This window comes from Flintibacter sp. SJQ-8, assembly GCF_054108085.1.
Genome location: NZ_JBPJWR010000009.1, coordinates 51,258 through 69,063, shown reverse-complemented (window position 1 = coordinate 69,063; position 17,806 = coordinate 51,258). Strand labels below are relative to the sequence as shown.

Genomic DNA, 17,806 nt, shown 5'->3' with positions numbered 1-17,806 from the left:
TTTCGGGAAAAGAACGGGTTCTTTTGCGCACAGCTCGCTCACAGCATATTCAGAAAATAGCGGTGGACCGACAGGTCGTCGCTCAGCTCCGGGTGGAAGGCGGCGGCCAGCTGATTGCCCAGGCGGGCGGCCACGATGCGCCCGTCCACCTGGGCCAGGATCTGGACCTCCGGCCCCGCCTGGGCGATGTAGGGAGCGCGGATGAAGGTCATGGGCACCGGTCCGATCCCCGCCATCTCCCCCTGGGCGAAGAAGCTGCCCAGCTGGCGGCCATAGGCGTTTCGTCGTGCGGTGATGTCCATGGTGCCGAAACAGGGCGTGCCCCCCTCCACCTGCTGGGCCAGCAGGATCAGCCCGGCGCAGGTGCCAAACACGGGCAGGCCTTCTTGAATGCGGCTTTGCAGGGGGTGGAACAGGTCCAGAGCGTCCAGCAGCTTTTTCATGGCGGTGCTCTCCCCGCCGGGGAGAATCAGGCCGTCCATGCTCCGCTCCAGATCACGGCGCTGGCGGATCTCAAAGTGCTCCGCCCCCAGCCGGTCCAGCATGGCGGCGTGCTCTGCAAAGGCCCCCTGGAGGGCCAGAATCCCAATGGCCGCCATCTTATTTGCCCCGCTCCGCCATGAGCAGCGCGATCTCGCTCTCGTTGATGCCCACCATGGCCTCGCCCAAATTGGTGGACAGCTTGGCCAGCAGCTTGGCGTCCTGATAGTTGGTCACAGCCTGGACGATGGCGGCGGCCCGCTTGGCCGGGTCCCCGGACTTGAAGATGCCAGAGCCCACGAACACGCCCTCGGCCCCCAGCTGCATCATCAGGGCGGCATCGGCGGGGGTGGCCACTCCTCCGGCGGCAAAGTTCACCACGGGCAGACGGCCATGGTCGTGGACATACTCCACCAGCTCCACGGGCACCTGAAGCTGCTTGGCCGCCTCATACAGCTCGTCCTGGCGCAGGCCCTGGACCCGGCGGATCTCCGCGTTCATGGCCCGCATGTGGCGCACGGCCTGGATCACGTCGCCGGTGCCCGGCTCGCCCTTGGTGCGGATCATGGCCGCCCCCTCGGCGATGCGGCGCAGGGCCTCTCCCAGGTCCCGGGCGCCGCAGACGAAGGGCACCTGGAACTGCCGCTTGTCGATGTGATAGACGTCGTCGGCGGGGGAGAGCACCTCGCTCTCGTCGATATAGTCGATCTCGATGGCCTGGAGAATCTGGGCCTCCGCGAAGTGGCCGATGCGGCACTTGGCCATCACGGGGATGGACACCGCCTGCTGGATGCCCTGGATCATCCCCGGGTCGCTCATGCGGGACACGCCCCCCGCCGCCCGGATGTCCGCCGGGATGCGCTCCAGGGCCATCACGGCGCAGGCCCCGGCCTCCTCGGCGATCCTGGCCTGCTCCGGGGTGGTCACGTCCATAATGACGCCGCCCTTGAGCATCTGGGCCAGCTCTTTGTTCAGTTCATATCTGCTTTTTTCCATGGTGCATTCTCCTATCTGCCCGGTGGATTTGATTTGATGGGGATAGGATACCACAAATTGATTTTAATAAAATAACCAGTTTCATTCTTTTTCATAGGACCAGATTTTCCGCTCCGTTTTTCTTGAAGCGCCATCCCTCCCGTGCTAGAATAGTGCGGAAGGAAGCGGGAGTTCAGCTCCCCGGAAAGGGGTAATCAACATGAACGTATTACTGATAAACGGCAGTCCCCGGCCCCACGGGAACACCTCCCATCGCCCTGGGGGAGATGGTGAAGACCTTCCAGGCCGAAGGGGTGGAGACCGAGGTGGTCCAGGTGGGCAATCTGCCCGTCCGGGGCTGCATCGCCTGCGGCCGGTGCGCCGAGACGGGCAAGTGCATCTTCGACGACGTGGTCAACCAGCTCGCCCCCAAGTTTGAACGGGCCGACGGTCTGGTGGTGGCCAGCCCCGTGTACTATGCCTCCGCCAACGCCACCCTCATCGCCGTGCTGGACCGGCTGTTTTACAGCACCCACTTTGACAAGGCCATGAAGGTGGGGGCCAGCGTGGTATGCGCCCGCCGGGGCGGTTGCTCGGCCACCTTTGACGAACTGAACAAATATTTCACCATCACCAACATGCCCATCGCCTCCAGCCAATACTGGAACTCCATCCATGGCCGCGCCCCCGGCGAGGCCGACCAGGACGAGGAGGGCAAGCAGACCATGCGCACCCTGGCCCGGAACATGACCTTCCTCATGCGCAGCATCGCCCTGGGCAAAGAGGCCTACGGCCTCCCCCAGCCCGAACCCCGGGTGGCCACCCACTTCATCCGATAAGTAAAACAAAAAACGCACTGCCTCAAGGGAGTTTGGTCCCCATAGACAGCGCGTTTTGCTTTATGTTGATTTGTCAGCCGCCCAGATAGGCCTTTTTCACGGCCTCGTCCTCCAGCAGCTCGGCTCCGGTGCCGGTGGCCACGATCTTGCCGGTCTCCAGCACGTAGCCCCGGTGGGCCACGGACAGAGCCATGTTGGCGTTCTGCTCCACCAGCAGGATGGTGGTGCCGTGCTGGTTCAGTTCCCGCACGATGTCGAAGATCTGCTCCACCAGGATGGGGGCCAGGCCCATGGAGGGCTCATCCAGCATGAGCAGGCTGGGCTTGGACATCAGGGCCCGGCCCATGGCCAGCATCTGCTGCTCGCCGCCGGACAGGGTGCCGGCCACCTGGTTCTGCCGCTCCTTCAGGCGGGGGAAGCGCTGATACACGTCGGCGATACTCTCGTCATACTCGTCGGCGGGGCGGGTGAACGCGCCCATCTGCAAATTTTCCTCCACGGTCATTTGCAGGAAGATCTGCCGCCCCTCGGGGACCAGGGCCAGGCCCATGGGCACGATCTTGTGGGCGGGGATGCCCCCCAGGCTCTTGCCCATGAACTGGATGGAGCCGGTGTGGGAGGACAGCAGTCCGGCCACCGTCTTCAGGATGGTGGACTTACCCGCGCCGTTGGCCCCGATGAGGGTGACTACCTCCCCCTCGTTGACCTCGAAGGAGACGCCCTTGATGGCGTGGATGGCTCCGTAATAGACGTTGATGTCGTCCACCTTCAAAATGGTGTTCATCCCTTGCTGCCCTCCTTCTTCTGGCTGCCCAGATAGGCCTCGATGACCTTGGGGTTGGCCTGTATCTCCTCGGCGGTGCCCTTGGCGATGATCTGGCCGAAGTTCAGCACACAGATGCCCTCGCAGATGCCCATGACCAGGTTCATGTCGTGCTCGATGAGCATGATGGCGATGTGGAAGGTGTCCCGGATCTTGACGATATTCTCCATCAGCTCCGCCGTCTCAGAGGGGTTCATACCGGCGGCGGGCTCGTCCAGCAGCAGCAGGCTGGGGTTGGTGGCCAGGGCGCGGACGATCTCCAGGCGGCGCTGCGCGCCATAGGGCAGGGAACCGGCCTCGTGACCCGCCAGGTCCTGCATGTCAAAGATGGACAGCAGCTCCATAGCGCTCTCGTGGGCCAGCTTCTCCTGCTTCCAGAATTTCGGCAGGCGGAACATGCCGTCCCACATGGGATAGCGTACCTGATTGTGCAGGCCGATCTTCACGTTGTCCTCCACGGACAGGTTGTTGAACAGGCGGATGTTCTGGAAGGTACGGGCGATGCCCGCCCGGTTGGCCTGGGCGATAGACATGCCGTGGGTGTCCTTGCCGTTTAACAGGATGGTACCCCGGGTGGGCTGGTACACCTTGGTCAGCAGGTTAAACACGGTGGTCTTACCCGCGCCGTTGGGGCCGATGAGGCCGGCGATCTCCGTCTGGCCCACGGTGAGGTTGAACTCGTTCACGGCGGTCAGGCCGCCGAAGTCGATGCCCAGGTGCTGGCACTCCAGCACCGGCAGCTTGCCCAGGTCCCGCTCCGGCACGATGGAGTGGCTGGGCACGGGGACCATTTTTCCCTTTTCAAATTTCTTAGCCACGGTCACCCACTCCCTTCTCCGGGGCGGAGCGGACCAGCTTGCGCCGCAGCCCCGCAAAGAACTCCTTGGAATTTTCGTTGTTGGTGGCGATCATCACCACGATGAGGACGATGGCGTACACCAGCATCCGGTATTTGTCCAGACCCAGGTTGCGCAGGAATTCCGGCAGGACCGTCAGGAAGGCTGCGGCGATGACCGAGCCCCGGATGTTGCCCAGGCCGCCCAGCACCACAAAGACCAGCACCAGGATAGAGGCGTTGAAGTCGAACTTCTTGGCGGCCACGGAGGAATAGTTCATGGCATACAGGGCGCCGGCAGCGCCCGCCAGCACGGCGGAGGTGACGAAGGCCATCAGCTTATACTTGGTGGCGCTGATGCCCACGCTCTCGGCGGCGATGCGGTTGTCCCGCATGGCCATGATGGCCCGGCCCGCCCGGCTGTGGACCAGATTGAGGACCACGAACAGGGCGATAAGCACCAGGACAGTGCCCACGGTAAAGGTGGACAGCTTCACATTGGCCGTGGCCCCCATGGGGCCCTGAAGAATGGAGATGCCCCCCTCGCCCAGGTGCAGGGCGGCCTCGTTGGTGATGGAGAAGTGCAGCCCCTCGGCATCCACGCCCACATACAGGATATTAAAGATATTCTTGATGATCTCGCCAAAGGCCAGGGTGACAATGGCCAGATAGTCGCCCTGCAGACGCAGCACGGGCACGCCCACGATCACGCCGGCGACACCGGCGCACACTGCGCCCACCAGCATGGCCACTGCCAACCGGGCGATGCCGTTGGGGATGGCCTGCTGCAGGGACATGGCGGCCACGATGCCCGAGAAGGCGCCCACGCTCATAAAGCCCGCGTGGCCCAAGGACAGCTCCCCGGAGAAGCCCACCACCAGGTTCAAGGACACGGCCATGGTGACATAGGCGCAGATGGGCACCAGCTGCCCGGCGATGGAGGGGGAGACCATCCCCGCCCCGTTCAGGACCTGGATGATGATGTAAAAGGCGATGACGATGCCGTAAGTGACGAATTTTCCCGCCAGTTTTCTCTTGGCGGATGCGCTCTGTTTCATCTCTGCCACCTCAAACTTTCTCTCGGACCACCTTGCCCAAAAGGCCGGTGGGCTTGACCAGCAGCACCACGATCAGCACCAGGAACACCACGGCGTCGGAGATGTTGGTGTTGAACGCCTTGGCAAAGATCTCGATGATGCCCAGCAGGATGCCGCCCAGCAGGGCCCCGGGGATGGAGCCGATGCCGCCGAACACGGCGGCGGTGAAGGCCTTGATGCCGGGCAGCGAGCCGGTGGTGGGCATCAGGTTGGGATAGCTGGAGCAGAACAGCACACCGGCCACCGCCGCCAGGGCAGAGCCGATGGCAAAGGTCATGGAGATGGTGGTGTTCACATCGATGCCCATCAGCTGGGCGGCGGACTTGTCCTCAGAGCAGGCCCGCATGGCCTTGCCCATCTTGGTGTTGCCGGTGAACCAGGTCAGGCCCAGCATCACCACCACGCACACCACCACGGTGAGCAGGGCGGCATAGGTCACGGTGATCTGGCCCCCCATCAGCTTGATGGAGCCGGTGCCCACCACAGAGGTGAAGGACTTGGGATTGGAGGACCACAGCAGCAGGGCGCTGTTCTGCAGGAAATAGCTCACGCCGATGGCGGTGATCAGCACGGCCAGAGACGGGGCCTGGCGCAGGGGCTTATAGGCCAGGCGCTCGATGACCACACCCAGCACGGTACACACTGCCATGGCCAGCAGCGTCCCGGCCACAGCCCCCACCAGCAGGGAGCTGCTCATGCGGCTCATGGTGAAAAAGCAGATGTAAGCGCCCACCATAATGATGTCGCCGTGGGCGAAGTTCAGCATCTTGGCAATGCCATAGACCATGGTATAGCCCAGGGCGATGATGGCATATACGCTGCCCAGGCTGATGCCGTTTATCAGGTTGTTGAGGATACTCAAACCACTCACCTCTCTCTTTTCTTGCCGGGGCGCTGCCCGGAACGGGTGCGGCCCATAGCGAAAACCTCGGCGGCAGACGCCGATCCCGCCGACGTTTTCGCCATGGGAAAATGCGGCCAGGAGAGGGCCGCCAGTTGGGGCGGTCCTCTCCTGAGATGGATGAACTAAGGATGGCCGTTACTGGGTCACATACTTGCCGGACTCGACCTTGACCACCACGGGGTCCTTAGAGACCTCGCCGTTGGTCTGCCAGTGCATCCCGCTGCCGGTCAGGCCGTCCACGGCGAAGGAGCTGTCGGTGAACACCTTGGTCAGCTTCTCGCACACCTCCTGGGGGCCCATGTCGGCGGTGACGCCGGCCTGCTTGCAGGCCTCGTAGATGGCATAGATGCAGTCATAGCCGTCAGCGGCGAACTGGTTGGGGATGCCGCCGGCCAGCGCCTGATACTCGTTGACGAACTTCACGGTGCGCTCGTCCTCGCCCCAGGCATTGAAGGGGGTCATCAGCATCAGGCCCTCGGCCAGGCTGGTGTCAAAGCCCTCCAGGTCCAGGATGCCGTCCATGCCGTCGCAGCCGAAGAAGGTGGGCTCATAGCCCATGGTCTTGGCCTGGTTCAGGATCAGGGAAGCGGGGGTATAGTAGATGGGCATGAACACTAGGTCGGCGCCGGCCTTCTGGGCCTCGCCCAGCTGCACGGTAAAGTCGGCGTTGGTGTCATCGGGGAAGGTGCTGGCGGAGACGACCTCCAGGCCGATCTCCTGGGCCTCAGCCTGGAAGGCGTTGAAGATGCCGGTGGAGTAGGCGTCGCCGTTGTTATAGATGGCGGCGATCTTGGTGCCCAGCTGGTGCTCCTTGATGTAGTCCGCAGCGGCCTTGCCCTGGTTGGGGTCGGTGAAGCAGGCCTGGAACACGTTGTCGCGGCCCTCGGTCACCTTGGTGGAGGAGGCGGAGGGGGTCAGCTGGAAGATGCGGTCGTTAAAGGTCTCGGCGGCCACGGCCACGCAGGGGGTGGTGGTGGTGGTGCCGTACAGCACCTGCATCCCCTTGCCCTTCAGGTTGTTATAGGCGTTGACGGCCTTCTCGGCATCGCCCTCGTCATCCTGAAAGTCCAGGGCAAACTGCAGGCCGCCCAGGGCGTTGATCTCATCCACGGCGACCTGGGCGCCCGTCTTGGTGGCGATGCCGTACACGGCGGCGGAGCCGGTCAGGGGGCCGATGCCGCCGATCTTGATGACGCTGCTCTGATCGGCAGAGCCGTTGGAAGCGGAGCCGGCGTTAGAGGCGGCGCTGTTAGAAGCGTTGTTGCCGCCGCAGCCAGCCAGCAGGCTGACGCTCAGGGCGCCGGCCAGAAGCATGGCAAGATACTTTTTCATTTTAAATAACCTCCTAAAGATCCTATCTTTATAGAATAGGAAAACCCACTCAGCCCGGCGGCCTGTTCCGCCGGGGGCCGTCTTGCTCAGCCCTAGATTTGTCGCTCATTATAGGTATCCGAAAAACAAATGTCAATCGTAAAAGTACACAAGCTGACCCATCAGGCTCCGTTCTCTCCCTGAAAATGAGACGGGAAAGTTTCCCTCCGGCGAAAAATTGGCGAATATTTCACAAGTTTTCCTGCGTTTTTTCGCCATCTTAGCACCCCGTTCCTCCTCTTGCCAAAACAGAATATAACACATGTTACAATCCGGCGTTGGTTTATAAAAAATTTCACGTCTTTTTCTAACGCTTCCCAAATATTGTGCAGTTTGACGATGACCTTTCCTATTCTCTGAAAAAAATTGTTGCCAGGTCACATGTTTTTCCCTGTTTTTGTCTGCTGAACGTTGATTTTTTATCGCCGCAAAAAAATCTTGACAGACGGGCGGCGTCGGATTATAATGCGTCCATAAACTGATGACGCAGGAAAAAGTCAGGTCGATCCCGGCACAGCGAGGAGAGGACGGTGCAAGCTCTCCCTGGGGCGCTGAGCAATATGGTCTGCGGAGGGCGGCCCAAAATGGGCCGACGTTGAGATGGACGTTACCCGTCAGGGATATGCTGGTATCCCGGGAAAGCGCCTTTTCAGGCGAAACGCAAGGTGGCACCGTGAATGGTTTTCATTCGCCCTTGACTGGAGCAATGCTCCGGCCAGGGGCGTTTTTCGTTTTCCCCCGTCCCTTTACGCCCTTCGTTTCAAGGAGGAATTTATCATGCAGCAAGAAAAGATCGTCATCATCGGCGCGGGCCACGTGGGCAGCCACTGCGCCTATGCCCTGGCCCACTGCGGGGTGTGCCGGGAGATCGTCCTCACCGACATCCTGCCGGACAAGGCGGCGGCCCAGGCCCTGGACGTGGCCGACAGCGTCAGCTATCTGCCCCAGGACGTGACCGTCCGCGCCGGAGAGATCAGCGAGTGCGCCGACGCCGCTTTGGTGGTGGTGGCCATTGGCGAGGCCCGCAAGCCCGGCCAGACCCGCCTGGATATGCTGGGCCGCTCCATTGAGATGCTGAAAAAACTCACCGTCCAGCTGCGGCCCATGGCCCTCACCTGCCCGGTGGTGTCCATCACCAACCCGGCGGATATCGTGGCCGACTATCTGCGCAAGCAGCTCTCCCTGCCCCGCACCCAGTGCTTCAGCACCGGCACCCTGCTGGACACCGCCCGGCTCATCCGCTCCATCGCCCAGGCCTCCGGAACAGATCGGCGCAGCGTGTGCGCCTTCTCCATGGGGGAGCACGGCGACTCGTCCATGGTCCCCTTCTCCGCCGTCACCGTGGGCGGTGTCCCCTTTGACAGGCTGGGCCTGGACAAGAGCGCCATCCTCACCCAGACCCGTCGGGCGGGCATGGACATCATCGAGGGGAAGGGCTCTACCGAGTTTGGCATCGGTCTGGCCCTGGCCCAGCTGGCCGCCGCCATTCTGGGCGACCAGCACCGGGTGCTGCCCGTCTCCGTCCTGCTGGAGGGGGAATACGGTCAGCAGGGCGTCCACTGCGGCGTCCCCTGCCGCATCGGCCGCCGGGGCATTGAAGAGATCGTGGTCCTGGACCTGACACAGCAGGAACAGCAGCAGCTGGACGCCTCCTGCCAGGTCATCCGCAAGCACATCGCACTGGCTGATTCGCTGTAAATTCAACTACTATGATATTTACAGCAATTTCAAAGAGGGGGTTGGGTCCTATGCAGAAGAAACAGAACGATATGATAATGTAGAATTGGTCCTTCATCAAAAAGGGGGTAATTATGCGTAAGCATTGCTCTCTGATTCTCTCTATAATACTCTGTCCGGGCACACGCTTATCACCAGTGAGTTGCTGTATGTGCTCCCCGGCAGCCCCAGGACGTTTGCGCTTTCCCTGGAGCCCTATCGCTCCCATCTGTCCCCGGGAGAATACCGCTTTGTATTCGGCCTGCACGCCAGTGCGCAGTTCTTTTCCTATGAGTTTACGCTGACCGCTTCCTAAATCATATCCTCTGACCCACCGGGCGCTGTTTTTCATCGCGCCCGGTGGGTTTTTGTCTTATGGTCCGGCGCGTCTGCGCCCCCGGCGCTTCCCCCGCAGGGCCCCGAAAAGATTCACATTTTCTTAACATATTGACCGATTGACAGGTGAAAATCTGCCGGGTATAATGTATGACAGCTTGTCACAATGACAACCTGTCACATTGAGGAGAGAGACGATGCCAAGCAACACCTTTTTCCGTCTGCCGGAGGAGAAGCGGCAGCGATTGCTGGACGCCGCCTGGGAGGAATTCTCCCGGGTCAGCTTTGCCGATGCGTCCATCAACCAGATCATCCACGCCGCCAACATCTCCCGGGGCAGCTTTTATCAGTACTTCACGGACAAGGAGGACCTGACCGCCTATATGCTGGGGGGGATGCGGCGCTATTTTTCCAAGCTGATGTGGGGCATCCTGGCCGAGGTAGAGGGCGATCTGTTCCAGGCGGTGGTCATCGCCTTCGAGCGATTTTTAGACCGCAGCGGCATCACCGACCCGGTCCTTGCCAAGCTCATCCACATCATCCAGCTAAACCCCGGTATGGACTTTCACCGCTTTATGTGCAGCGACCGGGAGGCCTCTGAGCAGGAGATATTCCAGCACGTCTCCAATCGGAACTACCGCAGCCAGGACCGGGAGTTTGTGGGAAATGTCTTTTTCCTGACCATCGCCCCCCTGGCCTCTGCCATGATGGAGACCCTGCGTGCCCCGGAGCAGTGGGAACACCAGCGGGCGCTGCTGGAACAGCGGCTGCAAATCATTCGCATGGGCGCTGTGGCCCCGGCGATTTCTGAATAACCGAATCCCAGATCGTGATCTAAGGAGGAATATGATGAAAGATCGTAGAACCATCGCCGCCATTCTGGCCGCCGCCCTCACCCTGACCATGTGCGGCGTGTCCGCCGTGGCAGCCGGGGAGGCGAACAGCTCCGCTGCGCCGGACAGCTCTGCGGCCGTCCAGGCCGACCAGGCGGACAGCAGCGCCGCCGTGGGGGGCACCCCCGAGGATGCCTCCTCCGGGGATACCGCCGCCGACAGCAGCCAGACCGACAAGGCCGTCGAGGACCAAGCCGCCCAGGATACCCAGGACACCCAGACCGAGGAGCACCCAGAGCCGGAGATCATTGCCCCCGACGCGGTGGGTACCGTCTCCTTTGCCAACGTGAGCCGCCGCCTGCGGGAGAACAACCTGTCCGTCCTCTCTCTGGAGGAGAACATCAACGCCATCAAGGCCATCGACTATGAGAAGATGGGCGACGACATCCGCAAAAACCTGAACAGAATCGCCGATGCCCAGTGGTTCATGACCATCAGCGGCAACTCCTTTGCCGCCAAGAGCATGTCCAGCAGCTACGAATCCCTGAAGGACACCTTCGACGATATCCGGGACGGCAAGCTGCAGGAGGACAACGAGGCCGTGATCCGCCAGCTGGAGAACGCCCAGGACCAGGTGGCCATGGCGGGGGAATCCCTTTACATCGCCCTGACTGAGATGGAGCTCAACGGCCAGACCCTGTCCCGCTCCATCACCGCCCTAGACCGCACCATCAAAGAGCTGAACCTGCGCTATGACCTGGGCCAGATCTCCGCCCTGACCCTGGAGCAGACCAAGGCCGGCCGCACCAGCGCCCTCAGCGGCCAGGAGACCCTGACCATGAACATCTGCACCTATAAGACCCAGCTGGAGCAGATGATCGGCGCAGAGCTCACCGGCAAGATCAAGCTCCAGGGCCTACCCCAGGTGACGGGTCAGCAACTGGCCGCCATGGACCTGGACAAGGACCTGGCCGCCGCCAAGGAGGCCAGCTACACCCTCTTTGCCGCCCAGCGCACCCTGGACGACGCCCGAGACGACTTTAAGGACACCGCCGAGGCCAATATGTACAGCACGGGCAAGTATCAGTATGTGGCCGCCCAGCACCAGTGGCAGGCCGCCCAGTATACATACAACGCCGCCGTCCAGAGCTTTGAGACCAGCTTCCGCACCCTGTATCTACAGGTGAAGGACTATCAGCAGGTGCTCCAGGCCGCTAAAACCGCCCTGGCCACCGAGCAGGACAACTTTGCCGCCGCCCAGAAGAAGCACGATCTGGGCAACCTGTCGGACAACGCCCTGGCCGATGCCAAGGACAAGGTGTCTGAGGCCCAGGACAAGGTGGATGGTGCCGCCATCGACCTGTTCTCCGCCTATAACAACTACCGCTGGGCCGTGGACCACGGCATTTTGAACTGAGACTCAGGAGGAACCACACATTATGAATCAAAAACGCATCCTGTCCCTGGCCCTGGCTGCCGCCATGGCCCTGTCCCTCACCGCCTGCGGCAGCAAGAGCGACTCCTCCAGCAGCGCAGACGACACCCCCACCGGCGTGGCCGTCCAGGTCCAGCCCGTCACTGCAGACACCATCTCTACGGAGAACAAGGTCTCCGGCAAGGTCGTCTCTGACAACGAGAGCTCTGTCTTCGTGGCCAGCAGCGCCAAGTGCACCGCCGTGTATGTGGATGCCGGCGACATGGTCTCCGCCGGGCAGAAGCTGTGCACCCTGGACCTGGCCAGCACCATCTCCTCTTACAACGCCGCCAACATCAGCTATAACTCCGCCGTGCAGAGCTATCAGGACCAGAAGAACGTCTTTGACAGCCAGATCGCCCTGTACACCAAAAACGTCAACGATCTCAAGGCCCTGAAGGAGATCGGTGCCGCCTCTCAGACCGAGATCGACCAGGCCCAGCTGCAGCTGGAGTCCGCCCAGGCTACCAAAAACTCCACCCTGTCCCAGCTGGAGGCGGGGATGCAGAGCTATAAGTCCAACGTGGAGCAGCTGTCCACCGTGCTGGAGAACGTGGACGGGGCAGGCAACGTCATCGCCCCCATCTCCGGCACTCTGGTCAGCCTGAATGCCGAGGAGAACGCCTTTGTCTCCCCCTCCATGCCCGTGGCCGTCATCGACGGGGTGGACCAGATGAAGATCAGCGTCTCCGTGTCCGAGGCCCTGGTGCCCAAGCTGACCATCGGCGACAGCGTGGACGTTGCCGTCAGCGCCGCTGACCAGACCTTCTCCGGTTCCATCCGCTCCGTGGAGCAGGCGGCCAACGCCCAGACCAAGCTGTACACCGTCACCGTGTCCGTGCCCAGCGACGTATCCGGCCTGCTGTCCGGCATGTTCGCCGATGTGACCTTCCACACCGACACCGCCAGCGGGGCCATCGTGGTACCCACCGAGTCCATCCTCACCAGCGGCTCCACCCAGTATGTCTATGTGGTCCAGGACGACAACACCGCCAAGTACGTCGAAGTGACCACCGGCCTCACCGGCAACGGCGTCACCGAGGTCACCTCCGGCCTGTCCGCCGGGCAGCAGCTGGTCACCGTGGGCCAGTCCTATCTCAGCGACGGAGCCGCCGTTCGGGTGGTCTCCGGGGAGGACTAAGGCCAGATGAATATTGCAAAGGCGTGTATCAAGCATAAAGTGGCCACGCTGCTGGCCGTCATTATGGTGGTCATCTTCGGCGTGCTGTTCGGCACCCGGCTGCAGATGGCCCTGATGCCCAACATGGAGATGCCCATGGCCGTGGTCATGACCACCTATGTGGGCGCAAACCCCAGCGACATTGAGGAACTGGTCACCTCGCCCCTGGAGTCGGCCATCATGTCCGTCTCCGGCGTGGACGAGATCACCTCCACCTCCGCCGAAAACGTGAGCACCATTCAGATCACCTATCTGGAGGGCACCGATCTGGACATCGCCGCCACCAAGCTGCGGGAACAGTTTGACCGGGTAAGCCTGCCGGACGATGCCTCTGATCCCATCATCGTGAACATCAACATCAGCGAGCTGATGCCCACGGCCATGATCGCCCTGGTGGGCGACGACCTGTCCCAGCTGCAGGCCAAGGCCGAGGACGACATCGCCCCCGCCCTGGAGCGCATCGACGGCGTGGCCCAGGTGCAGGTGAGCGGCGGCACCGAGCAGCACATCGCCGTGCGCATCGACCCGGCCAAGGCCGCCGGCTTCGGCCTGTCCAACTCCTATATCTCCCAGTTCCTGGCCGGGCAGAACCTGCTCTATCCCGGCGGCGACCTGCAAAACGGTACCCAAAAGCTCACCGTCTCCACCGATGCCAAGCTCCAGTCGGTGGACGACGTGGCCAACACCATCATCGCCCTGCCCGCCGGCGGCACCGTCCGCCTGTCCGAGGTGGCCTCTGTCGCCCTGGAGGACGAGGATTCCACCGCCATCGCCAAGGTGGGGGACACCGGCTGCGTGATGCTGCAGGTGTCCAAGCAGTCCGGGGCCAACGAGATGGCCGCCGCCCAAGCTGTGGAAAAGCGCCTGGAGGAGCTGAAGGCCGACGACCCCACCCTGCAATACACCATCCCCTACTCCGCCCGGGAGTATATCAGCCAGTCGGTAAACGCCGCCTTCAGCAACATCATCCAGGGCGTGGTGCTGGCCGCCATCGTGGTCTTCCTGTTCCTGCGCCGGGGCGGCCCCACCTTCACCATCTGCGTGTCCATGCCCGTGTGTATCCTGTCCGTGTTCGTGCTGATGAACGTGTTTGACCTGACCCTGAACATGATGAGTCTGGGCGGCATCGCCATGGGCGTGGGCATGATCGTGGATAACTCCATCGTGGTGCTGGAAAACATCAACCGCTTTGCCCTGGAGGGCCACGACCGGATGAGCGCCTGTGTGGACGGCACCAAGGAGGTCACCTCCTCCGTCATCGCCTCCACCCTGACCACCCTGGCCGTGTTTGTCCCCCTGGGGCTCTCCGGGGGCATCGCCGGCCAGATGTTCCGGGACTTCTGCCTGACCATTGCCTCCCTCATCGGGGCCTCCCTGCTCATCTCCCTGACCCTGGTGCCCCTGCTGTGCTACTTCACCCTCACCGATGAAAAGGTGGAAAAGCTGCGGGCCAAGGAGGCAGCCAGACAGGCCGCCGGAGCCAAGAAGAACCCCCTGTCCGGTTTCCTCTCCAAGCTGAACGCCGTCTATCTGCGGCTGCTGAACTTCTTCATCCGCCACCTGAAGATCGGGATGCTGGTCTCGGTGGGTCTGGTGGTCTTCTTTGCGGCCACCCTGGCCAGCACCAAGATGGTCATGATCCCCGACATGGACCAGGGTAGCGTGTCTGTGTCCATCAGCCTGCCCACCGGCTCCTCTCTGGAGGAGTCCACCGCCATCGCCGACCGGGTCACCGCCATCGTCCAGCGGGAGGTGCCCGAGCTGGACGAGATGTATTACCTGGCCAGCAACGGCTCCTCCATGATGTCCGCGGGCAACTCGGTCACCATGGGCCTGAAGCTGGTGGACAAGTCAGACCGCGACCGCTCCGCCTTTGACATCGTAGACGATCTGCGTTCTGCCCTTCAGGACATCGCCGGGTGCGAGATCACCGTGTCCGCCTCCTCCATGTCTATGGGCACCACCAGCGGCGACGACATCAGCGTGGAGATCCAGGGCGACGACTATGACACCCTGGAGATGATCTCCAACGACCTGGCCCAGCAGATCTCTGCCCTGCCCGATGCCATCAACGTGGAGAGCTCCCTGGCCGACAAGGTGGCCCAGGTGCGGGTGACCATGAAGCGGGAGGCCGCCTCTCAGTATGGGCTTACCGCCGCCACTGTGGGTGCCGCCGTCCGTGCCGAGCTCACCGGTGCCACCGCCACCAAGGTGACCATCAACAACAAGGAGTATGACGTGATGGTCAAGGGCGATGGGGCCTCCTCCGTCAGCCTGGACGCCCTGCGCTCCATGCCCGTCTCCTCCGCCTACGGCGGCACCGTGCCCCTGTCCTCCGTGGCCGATGTCACGGTGGAGCAGGCCGCCCAGAGCATCACCCGCCACAACCAGACCCGCCAGGTGACCATCACCGGCGACACCATCAGCGGCGACAGCACCGCCATCACCAAGGCCATCAACGAAATTCTGGACCAGTACACCCTGCCCCAGGGCTACACCGCCCAGACCGCCGGTGCCTATGAGGACATGATGGACAGCTTCGGCGACCTGGGGCTGGCCCTGGCCGTGGCCCTGCTGCTGGTCTACTTCGTGCTGGCCGTGCAGTTTGAGTCCTTTGCCATGCCCGTCATGGTCATGCTCATCCTGCCTGTGGCCTTCACCGGGGCGCTGTTCGCCCTGCCCCTCACCGGGCGGGACATGTCCATGATCGCCCTGGTGGCCATCATCATGCTGGCCGGTACGGTGGTCAACTCCTCCATCATCCTGGTGGAGTACATCAAGATCCGCCGGGGCATGGGCGAGGACCGCGAGACGGCCATTCTCCACGCCTGTCCCCTCCGTATCCGGCCCATTATGATGACCACCCTCACCACCGTCCTGGCCATGGTGCCCATGGCTCTGGGCCTTGGGGAGAGCAACGAGATGATGAGCGACATGGGCGTGACCATGATCTCCGGCATGGTGATCTCCACCATCGTCACCCTGGTCTTCACCCCCGTGTATTACTCCGTCATCGACAACCTGAGCCACCTGGGCCGCGACCGGAAGAAAAAGCAGAAAAACAACGCCCCCGCCGTCCAGGCGTAACGCCACACAAATACAAAGACAGCAAAAGACCGATGCACAGCCAAATAAACTGTGCATCGGTTTTGTTTTGCCTTATTCACGTCAGACGGGCAGGTCCACGTCCACGGTATAGGTGTCCCCCTCGGTATAGACGCTGTCGCTGTCCCCCTCGTTGAACAGCTCCTGAAAGACCAGCTTGGCCTGGGTCACACCCTGGGGCACCTCAAACACCAGGCAGCCGGTGCGCTCCTCCCCCTTGATGAGGGAATACTCGTCGGGCAGCTGCTCCTGGCCCTGATACTCGATGGGGTAGGAGCCGTCGGCCTCCCCGCCCCCCCAGACGAGGACAAAGTCCGCCCAGTTCATGGGCACCGCCTCGGAAAAGGTGCTCTCCAGGGTGAGATAGCACACCGCCAGGCGGCTGCCCTCCTGGGGCTGATAGTCCATCCAGCGGTCTGTGGTCTTCACCTGGTCCACGGTGAACTGGAACCAATAGGTGTCCACCCGGTCCCCCACCTGAAACTCCGTCTGCTTCTCCCTGCCGCAGCCGGGCAGGAGGAGGGCGGCGGCCAGCAGCAGGGCGGCCAGAATTTTCTTCTTCATAAACGCCTCCCGTTTTGCGTCCACGTAAAAACAGAGCCCCGCCCAGGGGGCAGAGCTCTGCTTAAAGACATATGGAGAATGCGCCAAAAATCAGGCCAGGGCCTTCTTGGCGGTCTCGGTCAGCTGGACGAAAGCGGCCTTGTCGTTCACAGCCAGCTCGGCCAGCATCTTGCGGTTGATGACGATGCCGGACTTCTTCAGGCCGTTCATGAAGGTGGAATAGTTCATGCCGTTCAGCTTGCAGGCGGCATTGATACGGGTGATCCACAGCTGACGGAAGTCGCGCTTCTTCAGCTTGCGGCCGGTGTAGGCGTAAACGCCGGACTTCATCACGGCCTGGTTGGCCATCTTATAGTGCTTGGACTTGGCACCCCAGTAGCCCTTGGCCAGCTTCAGGATCTTGTTTCTTCTCTTGCGCGTCATCATCGCGCCCTTAACTCTTGCCATTGTTCGTTCCCTCCCTCTTCTTACTTATACAGGATCATGCGCTTGATGGCGGCCTCGTTGGTCTTGTCGGCATAGGTGGTGCCGCGCAGAGCCCGCTTCAGCTTGGTGGTCTTGCCGTGGCCATTCAGCAGGTGACGCTTCTTGGTCATGGCGCGCTTGACCTTGCCGCTCTTGGTGAGGGAAAAACGCTTCTTGGCGCCGCTGTGAGTTTTGATCTTGATCTTCGGCATAACAGAGAACTCCTTTACTTACTTTTTCGTATCTTTGGCAGGCTTGGGGGACAGGAAAATGGACATGTGCCGTCCCTCCAGCTTGGGGCTCTTGTCCACGACAGCGATCTCGCCGCAATCCTCAGCAAACTTCATCAGCAGATCCTGGCCGATGTTGGTGTGCGCCATCTCGCGGCCGCGGAAGCGGACCGTCACCTTGCAGCGGTTGCCCTCGGACAAAAACTTCTGGGCGTTTCTCAGCTTCACATTGAAGTCGTTCACGTCAATGCTGGGGGACATCCGAACCTCTTTGATCTCCACCACGCGCTGATTCTTGCGGGCTTCCTTCTCGCGCTTGGTCTGCTCGAACCGATATTTTCCGTAGTCCATGAGCTTACACACGGGGGGGACGGCGTTGGGAGAGATCTTCACCAGATCCAGTCCCTGCTCCTCTGCCATGCGCAGAGCCTCCTGCGAGGACACGATGCCCAGCTGTTCTCCGGTGTCAGAGATCAGGCGGACCTCCTTATCCCGGATTTCTTCATTGGTTTGATGACCTGTGTTAGCGATGGGAAAGCACCTCCAGACAAAATAAAAATACGGCTGCCGGTAAGGCCC

The 17,806-nt window shown here is 61.8% G+C and carries 16 protein-coding genes and 1 pseudogene; 6 read left to right on the top strand and 11 right to left on the bottom strand.

Annotated features, from left to right (window positions below; genetic code table 11):
- Window positions 1-38: 38 nt before the first annotated feature.
- Together pdxT and pdxS are read right to left on the bottom strand one after the other, a co-directional pair.
- Window positions 39-599, bottom strand: coding sequence for a pyridoxal 5'-phosphate synthase glutaminase subunit PdxT (gene pdxT, locus ACSAMP_RS06550; protein WP_457799883.1), 561 nt, complete (start codon window positions 597-599; stop codon window positions 39-41).
- Window position 600: 1 nt separating this feature from the next.
- Complete coding sequence (gene pdxS / locus ACSAMP_RS06545) at window positions 601-1,476, bottom strand: pyridoxal 5'-phosphate synthase lyase subunit PdxS (RefSeq protein ID WP_457799882.1); 876 nt, start codon at window positions 1,474-1,476, stop codon at window positions 601-603.
- A 199-nt stretch (window positions 1,477-1,675) separates the two neighbouring features.
- Here pdxS and ACSAMP_RS06540 point away from each other — a divergent pair.
- Window positions 1,676-2,294: pseudogene (locus tag ACSAMP_RS06540) on the top strand (flavodoxin family protein).
- Window positions 2,295-2,367: 73 nt separating this feature from the next.
- Here ACSAMP_RS06540 and ACSAMP_RS06535 read toward each other — a convergent pair.
- The 5 genes from ACSAMP_RS06535 to ACSAMP_RS06515 form a co-directional block, all read right to left on the bottom strand.
- Window positions 2,368-3,078, bottom strand: a complete 711-nt coding sequence (locus ACSAMP_RS06535; RefSeq protein ID WP_457799881.1) for an ABC transporter ATP-binding protein — start codon at window positions 3,076-3,078, stop codon at window positions 2,368-2,370.
- The gene (locus ACSAMP_RS06530; protein ID WP_457800065.1) at window positions 3,075-3,908 is read right to left on the bottom strand and encodes an ABC transporter ATP-binding protein; all 834 of its coding nucleotides are present in this window, start codon (window positions 3,906-3,908) and stop codon (window positions 3,075-3,077) included. Before ACSAMP_RS06530 ends, ACSAMP_RS06535 begins: the two co-directional genes overlap by 4 nt.
- A 19-nt stretch (window positions 3,909-3,927) precedes the next feature.
- Complete coding sequence (locus ACSAMP_RS06525) at window positions 3,928-5,010, bottom strand: branched-chain amino acid ABC transporter permease (RefSeq protein WP_457799880.1); 1,083 nt, start codon at window positions 5,008-5,010, stop codon at window positions 3,928-3,930.
- Between the two features lie 10 nt (window positions 5,011-5,020).
- Window positions 5,021-5,911, bottom strand: a complete 891-nt coding sequence (locus ACSAMP_RS06520) for a branched-chain amino acid ABC transporter permease (protein ID WP_441796344.1) — start codon at window positions 5,909-5,911, stop codon at window positions 5,021-5,023.
- Between the two features lie 177 nt (window positions 5,912-6,088).
- Window positions 6,089-7,285 (bottom strand): ABC transporter substrate-binding protein, encoded by a 1,197-nt coding sequence (locus ACSAMP_RS06515; RefSeq protein WP_457799879.1) that lies wholly within the window; start codon window positions 7,283-7,285, stop codon window positions 6,089-6,091.
- An 816-nt stretch (window positions 7,286-8,101) separates the two neighbouring features.
- Between ACSAMP_RS06515 and ACSAMP_RS06510 the strand changes: the two genes are divergently transcribed.
- The 5 genes from ACSAMP_RS06510 to ACSAMP_RS06490 all read left to right on the top strand — a co-directional run bounded on the left by ACSAMP_RS06510 (window position 8,102) and on the right by ACSAMP_RS06490 (window position 15,950).
- Window positions 8,102-9,022 carry a lactate/malate family dehydrogenase gene (locus ACSAMP_RS06510; RefSeq protein WP_457799878.1) on the top strand — a complete coding sequence of 307 codons (921 nt, stop codon included), beginning with the start codon at window positions 8,102-8,104 and terminating at the stop codon, window positions 9,020-9,022.
- 551 nt (window positions 9,023-9,573) lie between these two features.
- Entirely contained in the window at window positions 9,574-10,191 is a 618-nt protein-coding gene (locus tag ACSAMP_RS06505; RefSeq protein WP_457799877.1) for a TetR/AcrR family transcriptional regulator, read from the top strand.
- Between the two features lie 34 nt (window positions 10,192-10,225).
- Window positions 10,226-11,626, top strand: a complete 1,401-nt coding sequence (locus ACSAMP_RS06500; protein WP_457799876.1) for a TolC family protein — start codon at window positions 10,226-10,228, stop codon at window positions 11,624-11,626.
- A gap of 22 nt (window positions 11,627-11,648) precedes the next feature.
- A complete protein-coding gene (locus ACSAMP_RS06495) occupies window positions 11,649-12,824 on the top strand; it encodes an efflux RND transporter periplasmic adaptor subunit (protein WP_457799875.1) in 1,176 nt (391 codons plus the stop codon).
- A 6-nt stretch (window positions 12,825-12,830) separates the two neighbouring features.
- Window positions 12,831-15,950, top strand: coding sequence for an efflux RND transporter permease subunit (locus tag ACSAMP_RS06490; protein ID WP_457799874.1), 3,120 nt, complete (start codon window positions 12,831-12,833; stop codon window positions 15,948-15,950).
- A gap of 81 nt (window positions 15,951-16,031) precedes the next feature.
- Here ACSAMP_RS06490 and ACSAMP_RS06485 read toward each other — a convergent pair whose 3' ends face one another.
- The 4 genes from ACSAMP_RS06485 to infC form a co-directional block, all read right to left on the bottom strand.
- Window positions 16,032-16,532, bottom strand: coding sequence for a DUF4352 domain-containing protein (locus ACSAMP_RS06485; protein WP_457799873.1), 501 nt, complete (start codon window positions 16,530-16,532; stop codon window positions 16,032-16,034).
- A gap of 90 nt (window positions 16,533-16,622) precedes the next feature.
- Window positions 16,623-16,979, bottom strand: coding sequence for a 50S ribosomal protein L20 (gene rplT, locus ACSAMP_RS06480; protein WP_441796354.1), 357 nt, complete (start codon window positions 16,977-16,979; stop codon window positions 16,623-16,625).
- Window positions 16,980-16,999: 20 nt separating this feature from the next.
- Entirely contained in the window at window positions 17,000-17,209 is a 210-nt protein-coding gene (gene rpmI / locus ACSAMP_RS06475) for a 50S ribosomal protein L35 (RefSeq protein ID WP_008981480.1), read from the bottom strand.
- A gap of 18 nt (window positions 17,210-17,227) precedes the next feature.
- On the bottom strand, window positions 17,228-17,758 hold the full coding sequence (gene infC / locus ACSAMP_RS06470; RefSeq protein ID WP_441796408.1) for a translation initiation factor IF-3: 531 nt from the start codon (window positions 17,756-17,758) through the stop codon (window positions 17,228-17,230).
- Between the last annotated feature and the right edge of the window lie 48 nt (window positions 17,759-17,806).

What these genes read in the sequence shown, in the direction of transcription:
- pdxT (WP_457799883.1), bottom strand. Translation starts at nt 599, where the DNA reads ATGGCGGCCATTGGGATTCTGGCCCTCCAGGGGGCCTTTGCAGAGCAC.
- pdxS (WP_457799882.1), bottom strand. Translation starts at nt 1,476, where the DNA reads ATGGAAAAAAGCAGATATGAACTGAACAAAGAGCTGGCCCAGATGCTC.
- ACSAMP_RS06535 (WP_457799881.1), bottom strand. Translation starts at nt 3,078, where the DNA reads ATGAACACCATTTTGAAGGTGGACGACATCAACGTCTATTACGGAGCC.
- ACSAMP_RS06530 (WP_457800065.1), bottom strand. Translation starts at nt 3,908, where the DNA reads ATGGTCCCCGTGCCCAGCCACTCCATCGTGCCGGAGCGGGACCTGGGC.
- ACSAMP_RS06525 (WP_457799880.1), bottom strand. Translation starts at nt 5,010, where the DNA reads ATGAAACAGAGCGCATCCGCCAAGAGAAAACTGGCGGGAAAATTCGTC.
- ACSAMP_RS06515 (WP_457799879.1), bottom strand. Translation starts at nt 7,285, where the DNA reads ATGAAAAAGTATCTTGCCATGCTTCTGGCCGGCGCCCTGAGCGTCAGC.
- ACSAMP_RS06510 (WP_457799878.1), top strand. Translation starts at nt 8,102, where the DNA reads ATGCAGCAAGAAAAGATCGTCATCATCGGCGCGGGCCACGTGGGCAGC.
- ACSAMP_RS06505 (WP_457799877.1), top strand. Translation starts at nt 9,574, where the DNA reads ATGCCAAGCAACACCTTTTTCCGTCTGCCGGAGGAGAAGCGGCAGCGA.
- ACSAMP_RS06500 (WP_457799876.1), top strand. Translation starts at nt 10,226, where the DNA reads ATGAAAGATCGTAGAACCATCGCCGCCATTCTGGCCGCCGCCCTCACC.
- ACSAMP_RS06495 (WP_457799875.1), top strand. Translation starts at nt 11,649, where the DNA reads ATGAATCAAAAACGCATCCTGTCCCTGGCCCTGGCTGCCGCCATGGCC.
- ACSAMP_RS06490 (WP_457799874.1), top strand. Translation starts at nt 12,831, where the DNA reads ATGAATATTGCAAAGGCGTGTATCAAGCATAAAGTGGCCACGCTGCTG.
- ACSAMP_RS06485 (WP_457799873.1), bottom strand. Translation starts at nt 16,532, where the DNA reads ATGAAGAAGAAAATTCTGGCCGCCCTGCTGCTGGCCGCCGCCCTCCTC.
- rplT (WP_441796354.1), bottom strand. Translation starts at nt 16,979, where the DNA reads ATGGCAAGAGTTAAGGGCGCGATGATGACGCGCAAGAGAAGAAACAAG.
- rpmI (WP_008981480.1), bottom strand. Translation starts at nt 17,209, where the DNA reads ATGCCGAAGATCAAGATCAAAACTCACAGCGGCGCCAAGAAGCGTTTT.